Here is a 14913-nt window from a genome sequence, read left to right on the forward strand (position 1 = left end):
CCAGACACTACCCTTGTAGGTGCTGGCGTTAGACCGTACCGCGTCTGGAGTCCAAGTAGTCGGCAACGGCCATCAGCCCTATGATCGATTGGATAAGCGTCGCCGGAACCGCTCCGAGCACGACGTTTTCGGACCTCAACCAGGAGGCCGATGACTTATCATCCCCTCCTGTGATTGAGTCAAGGCTGCGGTATAATCGTAAAAAGAGCTGGGCGAGTTCAAAGGACTTTGTTTCGGCTTGCAGCAGATAGGTGCCCTTGCGCATCCGAGTGACCGTAGAGTCCGATACGCCCAGCACGCGCGCAAGCTCTGCACTTTTGAGCCCGAAGTGATCCGCGGCACGGATCGTCGCCTTGGTGAGGATATGCGCACGACGATCCTGTTCTGCCTGAGGCGCAGCCGGTGGCGTCACGTTCCGCATCATCGTCCCCTGCAAAATTGCGGCTCGTTATTTTCTACAGATTAATATGGGCAAGGTTCCCCACCGTCAAGACGTGGTGATCAGCGCAATCGGTATCAATCAAAAGTGAGTCCGCGGAGCCACAGGTCCCCGCGGACCCATTTGGTGGATTTTACCCCCCATATGCCCGCCTGAACCCCTCCGTGACCTTCGCCACGAAGGCGGGGTCGCGGTCGCGCCAGTAGCGGGTGTCGCGGACCATGCGGTGGAGTTCGGCGTCCTCGGCCCCGACCGTGCCGGGCTTCAAGGCGGCGGGCTCCGTGCCGGCCATCATGCGGTGCAGGGCCAGAACGCCGTCGGCCGTGGCGGCCATGGCCTCCACCGCGTCCTTGGGCAGGTTGCGCTCGGCCCAGGCCAGGATCTGGCGGCTGACCTCCCGCCAAGCATCGGTCCCGCCGAAATGGGCGACCAGCCGTTCCAGCTCCCGGTCGGCGGCGAGGTCCCCGCCCAGCTCCTGCACCAGCGGCAGCATGCGCTCCGCCGCCAGATCGTAGAGGAGCTGCGCCTGCTCCGGCGTGAAGCCGGCGGCGTGGAGCCTGCCATTCACCTCCGGATCGGGGGCGAACAGGCCGTGGTCGCAGGCGATGCAGTACCCCTCCGGCCCTTCCGGCACGCCCAGCGCCTTCAGCAGGGCCGGCCGGTCCGGTTCCGGCGTCGGGGCGGGGGCGGCGGAGAGGCGCTTTTCCAGCTCCGCATAGGATTTCAGCAGCGCCTCCACACGGATGGCGCCAGCTTCGGCGTCCCAGAACTTCTCCGGCACATTGGCGGGGCGGGTGGCAATGGTGGTCTCGGTCATGTCGTTCCTCGGTGATGTTTGATGAAGCCGATTTTCTGAACCGTAGGTCGGTCACGCGCAGCGTGGCCGACAGCCTTTGCCCGTCCAGGCCATTGGACCCTGTTCTCCCTGTGGAGAGGGCTGCTGCGGGTTATTGGAAAGGATGAATGGGATGGATGGGATGACGGAGCGCATCTCATCCAGCGGCTTTGACCGGTGATGGAGGACTGGCTCCGCCGGTCCGGCGCGCCATCCCATCCATCCCATCCATCCTTTCCAAGTAACCAGCCGTCTCCCACGGCCCGCGCGGGCAGGGTCGAATGGCCGGGCCGGCGACATCTCGAATGATGAAAAGGATGGGAAGGATGAACATGATGGAGCCGGGCCATTCGGCTTTCAGTTCGGCCTTGCCCGGTCCTGGGCACTGCCTGCGGCGCAGCCGGTCCATCATTCCCATTCCCCTCATTCCTTCATCTTCCAGCATGTCCGCGGCCCTAACCCTGGCCCGCGATTTGCGCAGCCGGACGGGCCAGCGCCTCCAGCCGCAGCACCAGGGCGCGCTGCCCTTCCAGCATGCGCAGGGCGGCGTCGCCGGCGCTGGCCCCCAGCGTGCGGTCCACGGTGGTTCGCCGCAGATGGGCCAGCAGCAGCTTTCCATCGGCCGTTGCGAACAGGCGGGCGCAGGCCGGGGCCAGCTCCGCCGGGGCGGGAACGGCGGCGGGGGCGTCCTGCAGCCAGTCCCAGCCAGCGGGGTCATGCATGGTCCGCCTCCCCCGCCGCGGGCAGCGGCTTCAGCAGCCCGGCCGGCACCCCGGCCGCATCGGCCAGCAGCCGGGCGGCGGCCCCGAGATCCACGGCGGCCAGCGCCTCCGGCCCCAGTGCAGCGACGCTTTCCAGCCAGCGCAAGGTGGTCTCCCCATCCCGCTTGGCCTGGGCGCGGGCCAGGGGGAGAGGATCTGCACCGTCACCAGCCGCCCGTCGGCGACCACGTCCGGCACCTCCCCCCGCCGCCGCAGGATGGCGAGGCAGCGCCGCACCAGCGGCACCAGCAGCTCCGATTGCAGCCGGCCATAGGTCGCGCCCAGCATCCGCGCCATCTCGGCGGAGCGTTCCAGAACCTCCGTCGCCGTCATGCGCGGCCCTTCCAGCGGGCCGAGCCTGTCGGCCAGCAGGGCATGGCGGATGCGGGCGCGCAGATCGTCCAGCACAAGCTGGGACACGTCGAACCGACCGGGGCTGGCCAGCGGGGTCAGCCCGGCGCTGCCCACCGCCTTGGGGATGATGGTGCCCGGCACCAGCCGGATGCTGGCGGGATTCAGCACCCCGTCATCGTCGGCCTGCCAGATGCCCGTCACGGCGATGCTGGCATTCTTCAGCACCAGCTCCACCACCTTGTTGGCGGTCTTGATGTCGGGCAGCGCCTTCATCACCGGCGACCTGCCATAGGTCTCCCCCGGCGCTTTCAGCCAGCGGAAGGCGATGAAGGGGCTGTTGGCGAAGCGGCCATCGGCCAGCAGCACCGGCGGCTCCCCCTCCAGCACCACGGCCCAGCGGTGCCCGGTGCCCTGCGGGTCCAGGGGCAGCACGGCCTCCACCACGGCGAAGCGCGCCTGCGGGTCGGACTCCGCCGCGGCCTGCCGGTCGGGCGGCAGCCGACCGGGGCCGAAGCGCCGCGCGATCTCCGCCCCGGTCAGCTCCACCCGCCGGAACACCACGTCCAGCCGCCCCTCCCCGCTTTCCTCCAGCACCAAGTCGGACAGGGGAATGGCGGTGAAGCGCAGGGCGCTGGGCCCGCCGGGGGCGGCCTCCTCCACGGCCAGGCAGGCGGTGCCGCCGGCCACCACGTCCAGAAAGGCCTGGTGCGCCTCCACCGCGAAGTTGGAGCGGTCGATCTGCGCCTGGAGTTCGGCGCTCGCCCGCTCCAGCAGGGGGGCCAGCAGCGCGCGCTCCCCCTCCTCCAGCTCCGGCCCTGGGGCCAGCCCGGCCCAGCGGGACCAGGGCGGGGTGAGCTGGGCCAGCAGGCTGGCGGCCAGTTGGTCGGCGGCGTCCGCCGCGGTGGCGTCGAACAGGGCGTCGCCGCGCCACGCCCCCTGGCCCGACCCGCCGAACATCCCGCTCTGCGGCAGCACATGGGCATAGCATTCGCGCCACAACGGTTCCCACCCCGCCCGGCGTACCCGTGCGGCATGGTGGCGGGCCAGGATGGCTTCGGCATCGCCCGTGGATGTGATCGCCTGCATGGTTCAGCCCCCCAGCAGGGTCTTGCGGCGCGGGGCCAGGCTGCCGGGCGTCAGCACGCCGCGCCAGCCGGTCAGCACCGTACCCGCCCGGCCGAGCGAGCGGCGCAGCAGGCTACGTTCCGCGGCCTGGGCCACCGCCGCCTCCACCGGGTCGGATGCTTCGGGAGCCGGGGCGGCGGGCGGGCTGCCGGTGACGAGTGGTGCGGCCGAGGCCGGCGGCGTCAAGGCGGGCACCGTCGCGCGGGGCTTGGGCGAGGAGATGATGCGGGCCATGGGATGGCGTCTCCGGATGAAGGGCGGAAGGGGGAAGCCGGCTTACCGGCTGGTGAGGCGGCGATAGAGCTGGAAGGGCGTCAGCACGAAGGGGGCGTGCAGCCCCAGCACGCGCTTACCGCCTCCACACAGGTGAAGAGGGCCAAGGGGGCCGGCTTGCGGTGACCGCGGCGGATTAGGGCTTCCACCACCGTCAACCCGCGCGCCCGGAACCAGCCGGCCAGATCGAAGCCGGGCTCCATCGGCTGCACCGCCAGTTCGGTGTGGGGGGAGAGCGGGTCCAGCGTCACCCAGTGCGGCCCGTCGCGCAGGGCCACGAAGACATGGCGGAAGCCGGGCTTCAGCAGGCGCAGCCAGGGCAGCTCCGTGCCGTCGCAGAACACGACCAGGGCGGTGCCGGGCCGGCGGGTACGGGGGGCGGTCATGCCACGATGCCCTTGCCGCGCAGCACCGGGTCCAGCCGGTCCAGCGCCTCCCGCCACAGGCCGCTGGCCCGCGCCTCATGCCGGCGCTGGGGGTCGGGAGCCATGAAGCGGCGGCCGTAATGCACCATCACGGCCAGATGCTCCCGGAACAGGCGGCGCTGGCGGTACAGCCGGTCCACGGCGCGGGCGACATCCACCGGTTCGCAGGGGCGGGGCACCAGGGCCTGACCGGCGCGCACGCGAGCCCCGTTTGCCCGTGCGTCCTGCGCCTGCACGAACCAGAACCAAGCCTCCTCCGTCGAGTTGAAAGGGGTGGCGTCGGTATAGATCGTTGCGTTTGGCACAAAACGTGAACACATTAGTGGTGGCCCTCCCCGAAAGCGGACTGGACCACCAGAATTTCAGGCTTTAAGTCCTAAGTCAACGGGAATCGGAATACGATCCTAGGGACATCCTCTTTTAATCGTGGGATATTTCTCCCATGCTCAAGCATGCTGACATCTGGCGCGCCATCGACCGGCTTGCTGCCCGCCATGGCCTATCCGCATCCGGTCTCGCCAAGCGCGGCGGGCTGGACCCAACCACCTTCAACAAGTCGAAGCGCACCACGCCGGACGGCAAGCTGCGCTGGCCCTCGACCGAAAGCATCGCCAAGGTGCTGGAGGCGACGGGCAGCAGCTTCGCGGAGTTCGTGAACATGACCGACGGCGGGGCGGAAGGCCCCCGCCGGGTCCAGCGGGTTCCCGTGATCGGCTACGCACAGGCCGGCAGCCAAGGGTTTTTCGACGATGCCGGCTATCCGGTCGGCAGCGGCTGGGATGAGCTGGAATTCCCCCATGTCGCCGATCCCCACGCCTATGCGCTGGAGATTTCCGGCGACAGCATGGAGCCGCTGTACCGCGATGGCGACATCATCATCGTGTCGCCGGCCGCCAATGTGCGCCGCGGCGACCGGGTGGTGGTCCGCACACGGGAGGGAGAGGTGATGGCCAAGCATCTCGCCCGCATGACGGCCACGAAGATCGAGTTGCAATCGCTGAACAAGGCCCATGCCGACCGGTCGCTGGCGATGACCGACGTGGCCTGGATGGCGCGGATCATCTGGGCCAGCCAGTAGGCCGGCCATTTTCCGCAAATGCTCCTAGGAATTTAGTCTTGACAGTTTCGCCGCGCGCGGGAGACTTGGAAATCGAGTCGCCCACCCGTGCGGAGCCCACATGACCATCCCGAACCGCCCCGATCCCGTTCCCCTGATCGATGTTCTGGAGCGTGCCTATGACGGTCCGCCGCCATCGCTGGCGCTTGCCGTGGCGCGGGCCGGCGGACCTGCCGCCTAGCTGGCCGACCGGGCGGCATCCGCCAGGGCCTGGGCCGCAGGCGATTGTGCGGCGGCCCGCATTGCTGCCGCCCGCCGCCGCGCCATGCTCCCGGCCCGTCAGGTGCGCGGGGACGCATGGCTTCTCAGGCTGACAACCAGGCTGGCGAAAGCACGGGAACGGGCCTTGGCCCCGTAGGTCGGATCGGCGCTCCGCTCGATCCGACCTGGCTCGCGCCTCACCCCATCGCATAGCGGGCGCGGGCGCCGCGCTCCAGTGCAGCCGCCGTCAGCCGATCCACATCCAGCCCGTGGCGCAGCAGCTCCAGCATGCGCAGCTCCTCCTGCGTGGCGGTGCCGTCGGCGGCCACCACTTCGCAGGCCAGGGCATAGGCGGTTTCCCGCAGTCGCGGCGGCAGGGACTGCTTAATCATCCCGATGATCTTGTCCAGCCCGTCCTCGTCCGACAGCAGCTCGGTGCATTCCTGCGCCACGTCGGTCAGTTCGTTCAGCTTGAACCCGCGGAAGGCCGGCAGGTAGCGGACATTCTCGCTGATCGTCTTCAGTTCGGGATCGGTCATGTCGCCGTCGGAAGCCGAAACAGTGACCATGGTGTAGATCAGCGCGCGGGGGTGGTCGATCATCTTGCGTCCTTCTCGGGGGTTCTTCCGTCCTGTGACCTGCGCTTATCTCAGCACGCATGTAGCTGGAATCAAGCGCGGGGGCGGATAGGGGAATGGGGAAAACGGGCCGGCGGATCAGCCCGGCGGGGCATCGCCGGTTCTTGCGGCGGGTCCGGACGTCACCATCCGGCGGGCCGCACCGCCGACCGGGTCCATCGCCTCGGCCGGGCTGTTGACAGGGCTGCCGACGATGCTGAAGCTGCCGTCGGTTTCCAGAACAACCGCGCCGACGCTGTCCATGCCGGAATGGCCCTGGGCGCGTATCGCGGCCATCACCTCTTCCCGCGTGACCCGGCGGGCCTTCATGGGTTCCGGCAGCAGCCTGCCCTGCCAGGCGACCAGGGCCGGTTCGTCCTTGATAAGCCGCTGGAATCCTTCCGAGCGCACAGACAGCCATGTGATGACGAACTGCAACCCGATCAGCAGGGCGAAGGCGAGCATTCCCTCGGCCAGGGCCACGTCCTTGGACAGCAGCACCGTCGCAAGGGTGGAGCCCAGCGCCACCGTGACGATGAGGTCGAAGGCGTTCATCTTTGAGAGGGTGCGGGGTCCGGAGATGCGCAGCAGGAACACCAGCCCCACATAGGCCAGCGCGCCCACCACCAAGGTCCGCCCCAGATCGGGCCAGCTATCGAAGAACATGGCCCTTCAAACGCCGCAGGGCCGTCGGTGTTGCCGACGGCCCTGCGCTTTTCCCAAGAAATCCGCCGATCCGTACCGCTCCGGGTAGCTCAGCGGATCATCAGCACCGGCACCTTGCAGGCGCGGACCATGGCGGTGGTGGTGCTGCCGATGATCAGGTTCCGGATGCGCGAATGCCCGTAGGCGCCCATGACCAGCAGGTCGATGCCGGCCTGCTCCACATAGGCGGCGATCACCTCTTCGGCATGGCCGGGCCGGGTCTCCGCATGAACCGGGTACCCCGCCTCCCGCAGCCGGGCCGCGGCGGCATCCAGGGCCGCTTCCGCCTGCGGCTTGGGGCTTCCGACCATCAGCAGATGGCATTCGATGCCGCGCAGCAGCGGCCCCTGGGCGATGATGTCCACCGCCTTGGTGGCGCTCGGGCCCCCGTCGAAGGCGATCAGGAACCGGTTCACCGGCCGGAAGGCCCGTGACGCCACCAGCACCGGCTTGTGGCTTGACCGCACCGCCCGCTCCAGGTTGGAGCCGAGATGCAGCCGGGCGAAGTCGGCGGCCTCGCCGCGCTTGCCGATGACGACCAGCCGCGCCTCGGCCTCGAACTCGGCCAGGGTTTCCACCAGATCGCCCTGGCGCAGCAGGCCTTGGGCATCCTGCCCGGCGGCCTGGATGCGGGCTTTCGCCTCTTCCAGGATGCTGCGCCCGCGCACCTGCATGAGCTTGGCGCGCTGCTCGTCATGGGCCGTGAATTCCGCCAGCAGCTTCTGTCGATCATCCGCCGAAAGGCTGCCGCTGAGGTCGGCGGGGGCGGAGGAGACGTCGCGCCTGCCCAGCACATGCAGAAGCTCCACGGCATCGCCGGTGCGCTCCGCCGCCCAGGCCGCATGGTCGCATACGCTCTGCGTGTAGACCGAGCCGTCGACGCAGGCCAGGATCCTGGTCATCGTTTCCTCCCTCAATGCCCCATCAGGCGCTCCATGGCGCCGGGCTTGTCGTGGATGGCGAGCTTGTCCAGCAAGGTGGCGCTCGCTTCGTTCAGGCCGATGATCTCCACCTCCGCACCGTCCCGGCGGAATTTCAGCACGGCCATGTCCAGGGCGCCAACGCCGGACAGGTCCCAGATATGGGCGCGGCTGACATCGATCCGGACCTTCTCCAGCGCCTCCTTATGGTCGAAGGCGGCGGCGAAATCGGCGGCGGAGGCGAAGAAGACCTGCCCCTCGACGATATAGGTGCGCTCCCGCCCATCCTCGGACAGGGCGGAGGTGACGCGGAAGAGCTGCGCCACCTTGGAGGCGAAGAAGATGCCGGACAGCAGCACCCCGACCAGCACGCCCTGGGCCAGATCATGGGTGAAGACAACCACGACCACGGTGGCCAGCATGACCACGGAGGAGCGCTTGGGATTGGTCCTGAGGTCCCTCAGCGACGCCCAGCTGAAGGTGCCGATGGACACCATGATCATCACGGCCACCAGGGCCGCCATGGGAATCTGCCGCACCCAGTCGCCCAGCACCACGATCATGAACAGCAGAACCGAACCGGCCACGAAGGTGGAAAGCCGGCCACGGCCGCCGGATTTCACATTGATCACCGACTGGCCGATCATGGCGCAGCCCGCCATGCCGCCCAGGAAGCCGGTGGCGAAGTTGGCGACGCCCTGGCCCACGCACTCGCGGTTCTTGTTGCTGGGCGTATCCGTCAGATCGTCGACGATCTGCGCCGTCATCAGCGATTCCAGCAGGCCCACGACCATCATCGTCAGCGCGTAGGGGAAGATGATGGCCAGCGTCTCGAAATTCAGCGGCACGTCCGGGATCAGGAAGGACGGCAGGGCGGAGGGCAGCTCACCCATGTCGCCGACGGTGCGGAGATCGAGGCCGAAGCCGATGGAAACGGCCGTCAGCACCACGATGCAGACCAGCGGGGACGGCACCGCCTTGGTCACCAGCGGCAGCAGATAGATGATCGCCAGCCCCGCCGCGACCATCACATAGGTGAGGGAGGGGACGTTCACCAGTTCCGGGAGCTGCGCCATGAAGATCAGGATGGCGAGCGCGTTGACGAACCCGGTCATCACCGAGCGGGAGACGAAGCGCATCAAAGCACCCAGGCGCAGAAATCCCGCGATCACCTGGAGAATGCCGGTCAGCACCGTGGCGGCGAACAGGTACTCGACGCCATGTTCCCGCACCAGATCGACCATCAGCAGGGCCATGGCCCCCGTCGCCGCCGAGATCATGCCCGGCCGGCCGCCGGCGAAGGCGATGATCACGGCGATGGAGAAGGAGGCGTAGAGGCCGACCTTGGGATCGACCCCGGCGATGATGGAAAAGGCGATCGCCTCCGGAATCAAAGCGAGAGCGACAACGAGACCCGCGAGGATGTCTCCCCGCGGATTGCCGAACCATTCGGCGCGCAGCCGCTGGACGTCGAAAGCCATTGGGTGTTCCTGGATAGAATGGTAGCCGTGGATGTGCCTTGCCAAACGGGCACCTGCAGACCACGGGAGTGGAATTCTACATGGAAATGCTGCCGGATGCCCCTGGATCGGGCGCCGGGCCGGCTTAGCGGCGGGCAGTCAAGGCGGCGTATTGCAATGCAGCATGGCACCCTTTGTAGCAGAGCTGCCGCTTCCGATGCAATTCCCGGCATCGGGATACCGAAATGCACCGAAGGAATGGTTCAGCGCCCGTTCCATCACCCTGCCGCATGGCTTGTGCACTGCGGCTGGGCTAGGATCGCGTACCCGCCCAACCTGGAACCGCCATGTCCGCCCTGATCGATGTCGCCCTGCCCGTCTTCGCCATCATGCTGTGCGGCGTGCTGGCCGGCCGGGCGAAGCTGATGGGCACCGATGCGGCCTTGGCGCTGAACACCTTCGTCTACTGGTTCGCCCTGCCGCCGCTGCTGTTCCTGGGCATGGCGCGCGCCCCGCTCCAGGACATACTGAACGGCCCCTTCATGGCCGTCTTCCTGACCAGCCTGTTCGCCACCGCCGGGCTGGCCATCGTGATCGTGAAGCTGTTCGCCCGCGGCACGCCGGCGGATTCCCTGGTGCAGCACGGGCTGAACGCCAGCTTTTCCAACACCGGCTACATGGGCATCCCCCTGTTCCTGGCCGCCTTCGGCCAGAACGGGCTGGCCCCGGTGATCCTGGCGACCATCCTGATCTCCAGCCTAGTGATCGGCGTCGCCGTGACGGGGATCGAGGCGGCGCGCGCCCATGGGCAGGGGCTGGGCACGGCGCTTGGCAATGTGGCGAAGTCGCTGGTGAAGAACCCGCTGGTGATGTCGCCGCTGGTCGGGCTGATGGTGCCCCTGCTGGGCCTGCCCTTGCCGCGCGCCCTGGTCACGCTGGGCGATCTGCTGGGCAGTGCCGCCAGCCCCTGCGCCCTGTTCGCCATTGGACTGTTCCTGGCCGGCCGCCCCCTGCGCGGGGTGCTGGAACCGGACGTGATCCTGCTGACGGTGCTGAAGCTGGCGGTGCAGCCTCTGATCGCCTGGGCGCTGATCCAATGGGTCTGGCCGCTTCCGCCCTTCTGGGCCGGAAGCTGCATCCTGCTGGCGGCACTGCCGACCGGCGCGCTCACCTTCGTCGTGGCCCAGCGCTACGAACTGGAGATGGAGCACACCTCCACCGTCATCCTGGTCTCCACCATCGCCAGCGTCGCCACCCTCACCGCCGTGCTCACCTGGATACTGCCCCTGACGCCAAGCTGACGCCGGGCCGAGGGCGGGCTGGGGGGCGGGCCGGGGGCGGGACAGGAAGCCCTTCCCGCCTGTTGTCCCGTTCCCATGCAGATCCCCGACCATCCCCCGACTGGCTCGCCCCGCCCGACCTCAAAGCCGCCGGCACCGTGCAGCGCCTGCTGGCGGAGAAGGTGCGGGCGGAGCCGCTGGCCGGGCCGGTGCGCACCGTGGCCGGGGTGGATGTCAGCCAGTTCCCGCGCGATCCCCGCGGCCTGATCTTCGCCGCCGTCGTGCTGCTGGATGCGGAGACCATGAGGATACGGGAGGTGGCGACCGCCCTGCGCCGCGCCCCCATGCCCTATGTGCCGGGCTATCTCGGCTTCCGCGAGGTGCCGGCCCTGCTGGCCGCCTTCGCCGACCTCTCCACCCCGCCCGACCTGGTGATGGTGGACGGGCACGGGGTCAGCCATCCCCGCGGGCTGGGCATCGCCGCACATCTGGGCGTGCTGCTGGACCGTCCCTGCTTCGGCGTCGCCAAGAGCATCCTGGTCGGCAAGCCCGTGGCCGAGCTGGGGGAGGCGCGCGGCAGCACGGTGCCGTTGCGCTGGAAGAACCGGGACATCGGCACCGTGCTGCGCACCAAGAACCGGGTGAACCCCGTCTTCATCTCCATCGGCCAGCGCGTGACGGAGGGGGAGGCGGTGGAATGGGCCCTGCGCCTGTCCCCCCGCTACCGCCTGCCCGAACCCACCCGGCAGGCGCATGAGGCCGCCAACGCCTTCCGCCGCCGCTGGCTGGAGGAGGGCGGCGCGGAACCGGAGTGAGCCCGTACGGGTTCTTTTCCCATGCCCAGAACCGCCCGCAAACAGACGGAGAAGGAAGAGGCCGGCGTCACCATCGCCGGCATCGACCTCTCCAGCCCCGACAAGGTGCTCTGGCCCGGCCAGGGCGTGACCAAGCAGGACCTCGCCGAACACTGGGTGCGGGTGGCCGGGCTTGCCCTGCCCCATATCGCGAACCGCCCCTTGACCTTGATGCGCTGCCCGCGCGGGCGGCAGAGCTTCTGCTTCATCCAGAAGCACGCCCGCGCCGGCCTGCACCCCGCCGTCGCGACGATGGAGGTGCGGGAGCGGAACGGGGCCGCCCAGCCCTATCCCATGGCCACGGACGTGGCCGGGCTGGTGGCGCTGGCCCAGATCGGCGTGCTGGAGGTGCATCTGTTCGGCGCCGCCGCCCCCGACCTGGAGCAGCCGGACCGGCTGGTGCTGGACCTCGACCCCGGCGAGGATGTGGCGTGGGCGGAGGTGGCGGACGCCGCCCGGCTGATGCGCGGCCGGATGCAGGCGGCGGGGCTGGAGCCCTTCCTGATGTGGACCGGCGGCAAGGGCCTGCACGTCACCGCCCCCCTCGCCCCCGGCGCCGACTGGGACCGGGCCCGCGCCCTGTCGGAGGGGCTGGCCCGCAGCCTGGAGGCGGAGCAGCCGGACCGCTTCACCGCCACGGCATCGAAGGCCGGGCGCAAGGGCCGCATCTATGTGGACTGGCTGCGCAACGGCTTCGGCGCCACCGCCGTCGCCCCCTACAGCCCCCGCGCCCGCGAAGGCGCCCCCGTCGCCCTGCCCATGGCCTGGGACGATCTGAGGGACAGGAAGCCCACGGTGGGCGTCGCGACCCTGCCGGACCATCTGAAGTCGCGCGGCTCCGACCCCTGGGCCGGCTGGAAGAACGCCGCACGCAAACTGTCGTAGGCCGGTCACGCGAACGCGTGGCCGACATTCTTCCGTGTCTGCGGATACCGTGCCCACCGATGTCGGCCGGGCATCGCCCGTCCGACCTACGCCTGCACGCGATCCGGCGATATCATCTGCATTGGTCGCCTTGCACCCTCATGCCTGACCGCTAGCCACAGCCTCGCCCTGCGCTTGTCTGAAAGCGAGGCTGTGGCGGCCTCCCACTGCACTTCCATGCTACTCTCCGCCGCCCCTTCCCCATGAGCCCACCCATGACCGACGCCGGCGGCTATGTCACCGAGATCGCCTATACCCACGGCTTCCACGCCCAGATGGCCCCAGGGCCGGTGCCATTGGCCCTGGCCCTGCGCGGGGTGGAGCCGCCGGATTTCTCCCGCCCCTTCACCTGGTGCGAGCTGGGGTTCGGACAGGGGGTGAACCTTGCCTTGCTGGCCGCCTGCCATCCCCAGGGCCGCTTCTACGGCAACGACATCCTGCCCGCCCATGTGGAGACCGCCCGCAGCCTTGCCGCGGCGGCGGGGGCCGCGAACCTGCACGTCACCGCCGACAGCTTCGCCAGCTATCTGGAGGCCCCGCTGCCGCCCATGGACGTGATCGCCCTGCATGGCGTCTGGAGCTGGGTGGGGGCGGAGAACCGGGGGCTGGTGGTGGAGTTCATCCGCCGAAGGCTGAAGCCCGGCGGGGTGGTCTATGTCAGCTACAACGCCTTGCCGGGCTGGTCCCACCATCTGCCGTTGCGCCATCTGATGAAGGCGCATGTGGACCAGGATGCGGGACCCCTGGCGGAGCAGATCGGGCGGGCGCTGGACTTCGCGGGAAGGGTGGCCGCCGCGGGCGGAGGCTATTTCGCCGCGACACCCACGGCGCTGGACCGGCTAGGCGACCTCAAGGGCCGGCCCGCCGGCTATCTGGCGCATGAGTATTTCAACCGCCACTGGGACCCGCAGCATTTCAGCGAGGCGGCGGGGGAGCTGGCAAGGGCAGGGCTCGCCTTCGCCGCCCCGGCCCTGCCCTCCGACCATCTGGACCACAGGGCGCTGCCGCCCGAACGCCATGCCCTGCTGCGGGAGGTCGGCGATCCCCTTCTGCGGGAGACGGTGCGCGACTTCCTGACCAACCAGCCCTTCCGCCGCGACCTGTTCACCAAGGCGGAGGAGATGAACGCCAGCGGCCTGCCGCCGGTGCGCGCCCAGCGCCAGGCCCCGCCCCTGCCCTGTTCGACATCCCCTTCGCCGCCCTGGCCCCCGCCCACCGCGTGCCCGGCATGGCCCGGCTGCCGCAGGGGGAGTTCGCCCTGGACCGTGATCTCTGCCTCCGCCTGATGGAAAGTCTGGCAGAGGCCCCGCGCAGCGCCGCCAGCCTCGCCCCATCCACAGGCCGCAGCGCGGAGGAGGTGGCGGAGGCGCTGGTCGCCCTGGCCGCCCTGAACCTCGCCGCCCCCGCTGTCGGAACGCCGCACTCGACCGCGACCGCATCCGCCTTCAACGCCCATGTGCTGGAGCTTGCGCGGGGCGGCGACACCATCTCCGCCCTGGCCGCCCCCGTGCTGGGCAGCGGGGTGGAGACCGAACGGGTGGAGCGGCTGTTCCTGCTGGCCCTGCGGCAGGAGAGCGATCCGGTGGCCTTCGCCTGGAGCGTGCTGTCCGGCCGGGGGGAGCGGCTGGTGCGCGACGGGCGGCTGCTGTCCAGCGCGGCCGATAATCTCGAGGAGCTGGGGGACCGCTGGCACCGCTTCGGGCGGGAGCGGCTGCCGGTGCTCCAGGCGCTGGGCGCCGCCTGACCACTCAGCCCTGTTGCAGCAGGGCGTCCACGAAGGCGGGCACCACCTCCGTCGCCGGGCCGTAATGCCCCTCGGCGAAGGCCCGCGCCCCGTCCGACGGCTCCAGGTTCAGCTCCACCGTATGCGCCCCGTGCGCCCTGGCCTCCGCCACGAAGCCGGCGGCGGGGTAGACATTGCCGGAGGTGCCGATGGACACGAACAGGTCGCACTCCGCCAGCGCGCCGTAGATCCGCTCCATCTCCAGCGGCATCTCCCCGAACCAGACCACATGGGGGCGCATGCCGCCGGGCAGGCCGCAATGGGGGCAGGCGCTCTCCACCGACAGGTCCCCGCGCTCCTCCACCACATGGTCGCAGTACTGGCACCGGGCCTTCAGCAGCTCCCCATGCATGTGGAGCGGGTGGCGGCTGCCGCCGCGTTCATGCAGGTCGTCGATGTTCTGGGTGACCAGCAGCACCTCCCCCCGCCACTCCCGCTCCAGCCGGGCCAGGGCGGCATGGGCGGCGTTGGGCTGGACATTCCGGTCCTGCAGGTCGCGCCGCCGCGTATTGTAGAAGGCCTGGACCTGCGCCGGATCGCGCACGAAGGCCTCCGGCGTCGCCACATCCTCCAGCCTCACCTTGGCCCAGATGCCGTCGGCGTCGCGGAAGGTGTGCAGCCCGGATTCCCGGCTGATCCCCGCACCGGTCAGGATCACGATGCGGGCGTCGCGGGGCAGGCGGATGTTGGTGGGCATGGGATCGGCTCTGTCCTGTCGGTTGCAAGGGGCAGGTAGGGCAAGCCCGGGGGCGAGGTCAAGCCGCCCTCCAACAGCGGCAGCGCCGCTGGCGTCGCCATCATTAGCTCCCGACCCGCATCCCCGATCTTTTCAGCCGGCCC

Annotated in this window: 18 protein-coding genes and 1 pseudogene; 6 read left to right on the forward strand and 13 right to left on the reverse strand. The window is 69.4% G+C overall.

Going from position 1 to position 14913, the window contains the following annotated elements; all coding sequences use genetic code 11:
- Positions 1-28: 28 nt before the first annotated feature.
- The 8 genes and pseudogenes from DOL89_RS13880 to DOL89_RS13915 all read right to left on the reverse strand — a co-directional run bounded on the left by DOL89_RS13880 (position 29) and on the right by DOL89_RS13915 (position 4532).
- Positions 29-424, reverse strand: coding sequence for an MbcA/ParS/Xre antitoxin family protein (locus DOL89_RS13880; RefSeq protein WP_225889804.1), 396 nt, complete (start codon positions 422-424; stop codon positions 29-31).
- Positions 425-572: 148 nt separating this feature from the next.
- Complete coding sequence (locus tag DOL89_RS13885; RefSeq protein ID WP_119679683.1) at positions 573-1256, reverse strand: capsid assembly protein; 684 nt, start codon at positions 1254-1256, stop codon at positions 573-575.
- Between the two features lie 175 nt (positions 1257-1431).
- Positions 1432-1686, reverse strand: coding sequence for a hypothetical protein (locus DOL89_RS13890; RefSeq protein WP_162937518.1), 255 nt, complete (start codon positions 1684-1686; stop codon positions 1432-1434).
- Between the two features lie 43 nt (positions 1687-1729).
- Positions 1730-1996 carry a Bbp19 family protein gene (locus DOL89_RS13895; protein ID WP_119679685.1) on the reverse strand — a complete coding sequence of 89 codons (267 nt, stop codon included), beginning with the start codon at positions 1994-1996 and terminating at the stop codon, positions 1730-1732.
- Positions 1989-3475 (reverse strand): annotated as a pseudogene (locus tag DOL89_RS13900) (portal protein). Before DOL89_RS13900 ends, DOL89_RS13895 begins: the two are co-directional and overlap by 8 nt.
- A 3-nt stretch (positions 3476-3478) precedes the next feature.
- Positions 3479-3748 carry a hypothetical protein gene (locus tag DOL89_RS13905; protein WP_119679686.1) on the reverse strand — a complete coding sequence of 90 codons (270 nt, stop codon included), beginning with the start codon at positions 3746-3748 and terminating at the stop codon, positions 3479-3481.
- A gap of 80 nt (positions 3749-3828) precedes the next feature.
- Positions 3829-4173 carry a hypothetical protein gene (locus DOL89_RS13910; RefSeq protein ID WP_225889805.1) on the reverse strand — a complete coding sequence of 115 codons (345 nt, stop codon included), beginning with the start codon at positions 4171-4173 and terminating at the stop codon, positions 3829-3831.
- Positions 4170-4532: a hypothetical protein gene (locus tag DOL89_RS13915; RefSeq protein WP_119679687.1), complete on the reverse strand. Its 363-nt coding sequence runs from the start codon at positions 4530-4532 to the stop codon at positions 4170-4172. The genes DOL89_RS13910 and DOL89_RS13915 overlap by 4 nt, the downstream gene beginning before the upstream one ends.
- A 122-nt stretch (positions 4533-4654) precedes the next feature.
- Here DOL89_RS13915 and DOL89_RS13920 point away from each other — a divergent pair, with 122 nt between their 5' ends.
- A complete protein-coding gene (locus tag DOL89_RS13920) occupies positions 4655-5290 on the forward strand; it encodes a S24 family peptidase (protein ID WP_119679688.1) in 636 nt (211 codons plus the stop codon).
- Positions 5291-5727: 437 nt separating this feature from the next.
- Here DOL89_RS13920 and DOL89_RS13925 read toward each other — a convergent pair whose 3' ends face one another.
- The 4 genes from DOL89_RS13925 to DOL89_RS13940 form a co-directional block, all read right to left on the reverse strand.
- A complete protein-coding gene (locus tag DOL89_RS13925) occupies positions 5728-6132 on the reverse strand; it encodes a tellurite resistance TerB family protein (RefSeq protein WP_119679689.1) in 405 nt (134 codons plus the stop codon).
- A 114-nt stretch (positions 6133-6246) separates the two neighbouring features.
- Positions 6247-6813 carry a DUF421 domain-containing protein gene (locus tag DOL89_RS13930; RefSeq protein WP_119679690.1) on the reverse strand — a complete coding sequence of 189 codons (567 nt, stop codon included), beginning with the start codon at positions 6811-6813 and terminating at the stop codon, positions 6247-6249.
- Positions 6814-6902: 89 nt separating this feature from the next.
- Positions 6903-7754, reverse strand: a complete 852-nt coding sequence (locus tag DOL89_RS13935) for a universal stress protein (RefSeq protein ID WP_119679691.1) — start codon at positions 7752-7754, stop codon at positions 6903-6905.
- Positions 7755-7765: 11 nt separating this feature from the next.
- A complete protein-coding gene (locus DOL89_RS13940; protein WP_119679692.1) occupies positions 7766-9253 on the reverse strand; it encodes a SulP family inorganic anion transporter in 1488 nt (495 codons plus the stop codon).
- Positions 9254-9579: 326 nt separating this feature from the next.
- Here DOL89_RS13940 and DOL89_RS13945 point away from each other — a divergent pair, with 326 nt between their 5' ends.
- From DOL89_RS13945 to DOL89_RS13965, 5 genes are all read left to right on the forward strand, one after another.
- Positions 9580-10533: an AEC family transporter gene (locus tag DOL89_RS13945; RefSeq protein WP_119679693.1), complete on the forward strand. Its 954-nt coding sequence runs from the start codon at positions 9580-9582 to the stop codon at positions 10531-10533.
- A gap of 62 nt (positions 10534-10595) precedes the next feature.
- Positions 10596-11327, forward strand: coding sequence for an endonuclease V (locus DOL89_RS13950; protein ID WP_119679694.1), 732 nt, complete (start codon positions 10596-10598; stop codon positions 11325-11327).
- 21 nt (positions 11328-11348) lie between these two features.
- Complete coding sequence (gene ligD / locus DOL89_RS13955) at positions 11349-12251, forward strand: non-homologous end-joining DNA ligase (RefSeq protein ID WP_119679695.1); 903 nt, start codon at positions 11349-11351, stop codon at positions 12249-12251.
- Positions 12252-12505: 254 nt separating this feature from the next.
- Positions 12506-13576 carry a class I SAM-dependent methyltransferase gene (locus DOL89_RS13960; RefSeq protein WP_162937519.1) on the forward strand — a complete coding sequence of 357 codons (1071 nt, stop codon included), beginning with the start codon at positions 12506-12508 and terminating at the stop codon, positions 13574-13576.
- Positions 13519-14034: a hypothetical protein gene (locus DOL89_RS13965; protein ID WP_119679697.1), complete on the forward strand. Its 516-nt coding sequence runs from the start codon at positions 13519-13521 to the stop codon at positions 14032-14034. The genes DOL89_RS13960 and DOL89_RS13965 overlap by 58 nt, the downstream gene beginning before the upstream one ends.
- A gap of 4 nt (positions 14035-14038) precedes the next feature.
- Here the strand turns inward: DOL89_RS13965 and cobB are convergent, their stop codons facing one another.
- Positions 14039-14770 carry a Sir2 family NAD+-dependent deacetylase gene (cobB, locus tag DOL89_RS13970; protein ID WP_119679698.1) on the reverse strand — a complete coding sequence of 244 codons (732 nt, stop codon included), beginning with the start codon at positions 14768-14770 and terminating at the stop codon, positions 14039-14041.
- Positions 14771-14913: the final 143 nt, after the last annotated feature.

The sequence above is a fragment of the Indioceanicola profundi genome (genome assembly GCF_003568845.1).
In the GTDB taxonomy this organism is placed as follows: Bacteria; Pseudomonadota; Alphaproteobacteria; order Azospirillales; family Azospirillaceae; genus Indioceanicola; species Indioceanicola profundi.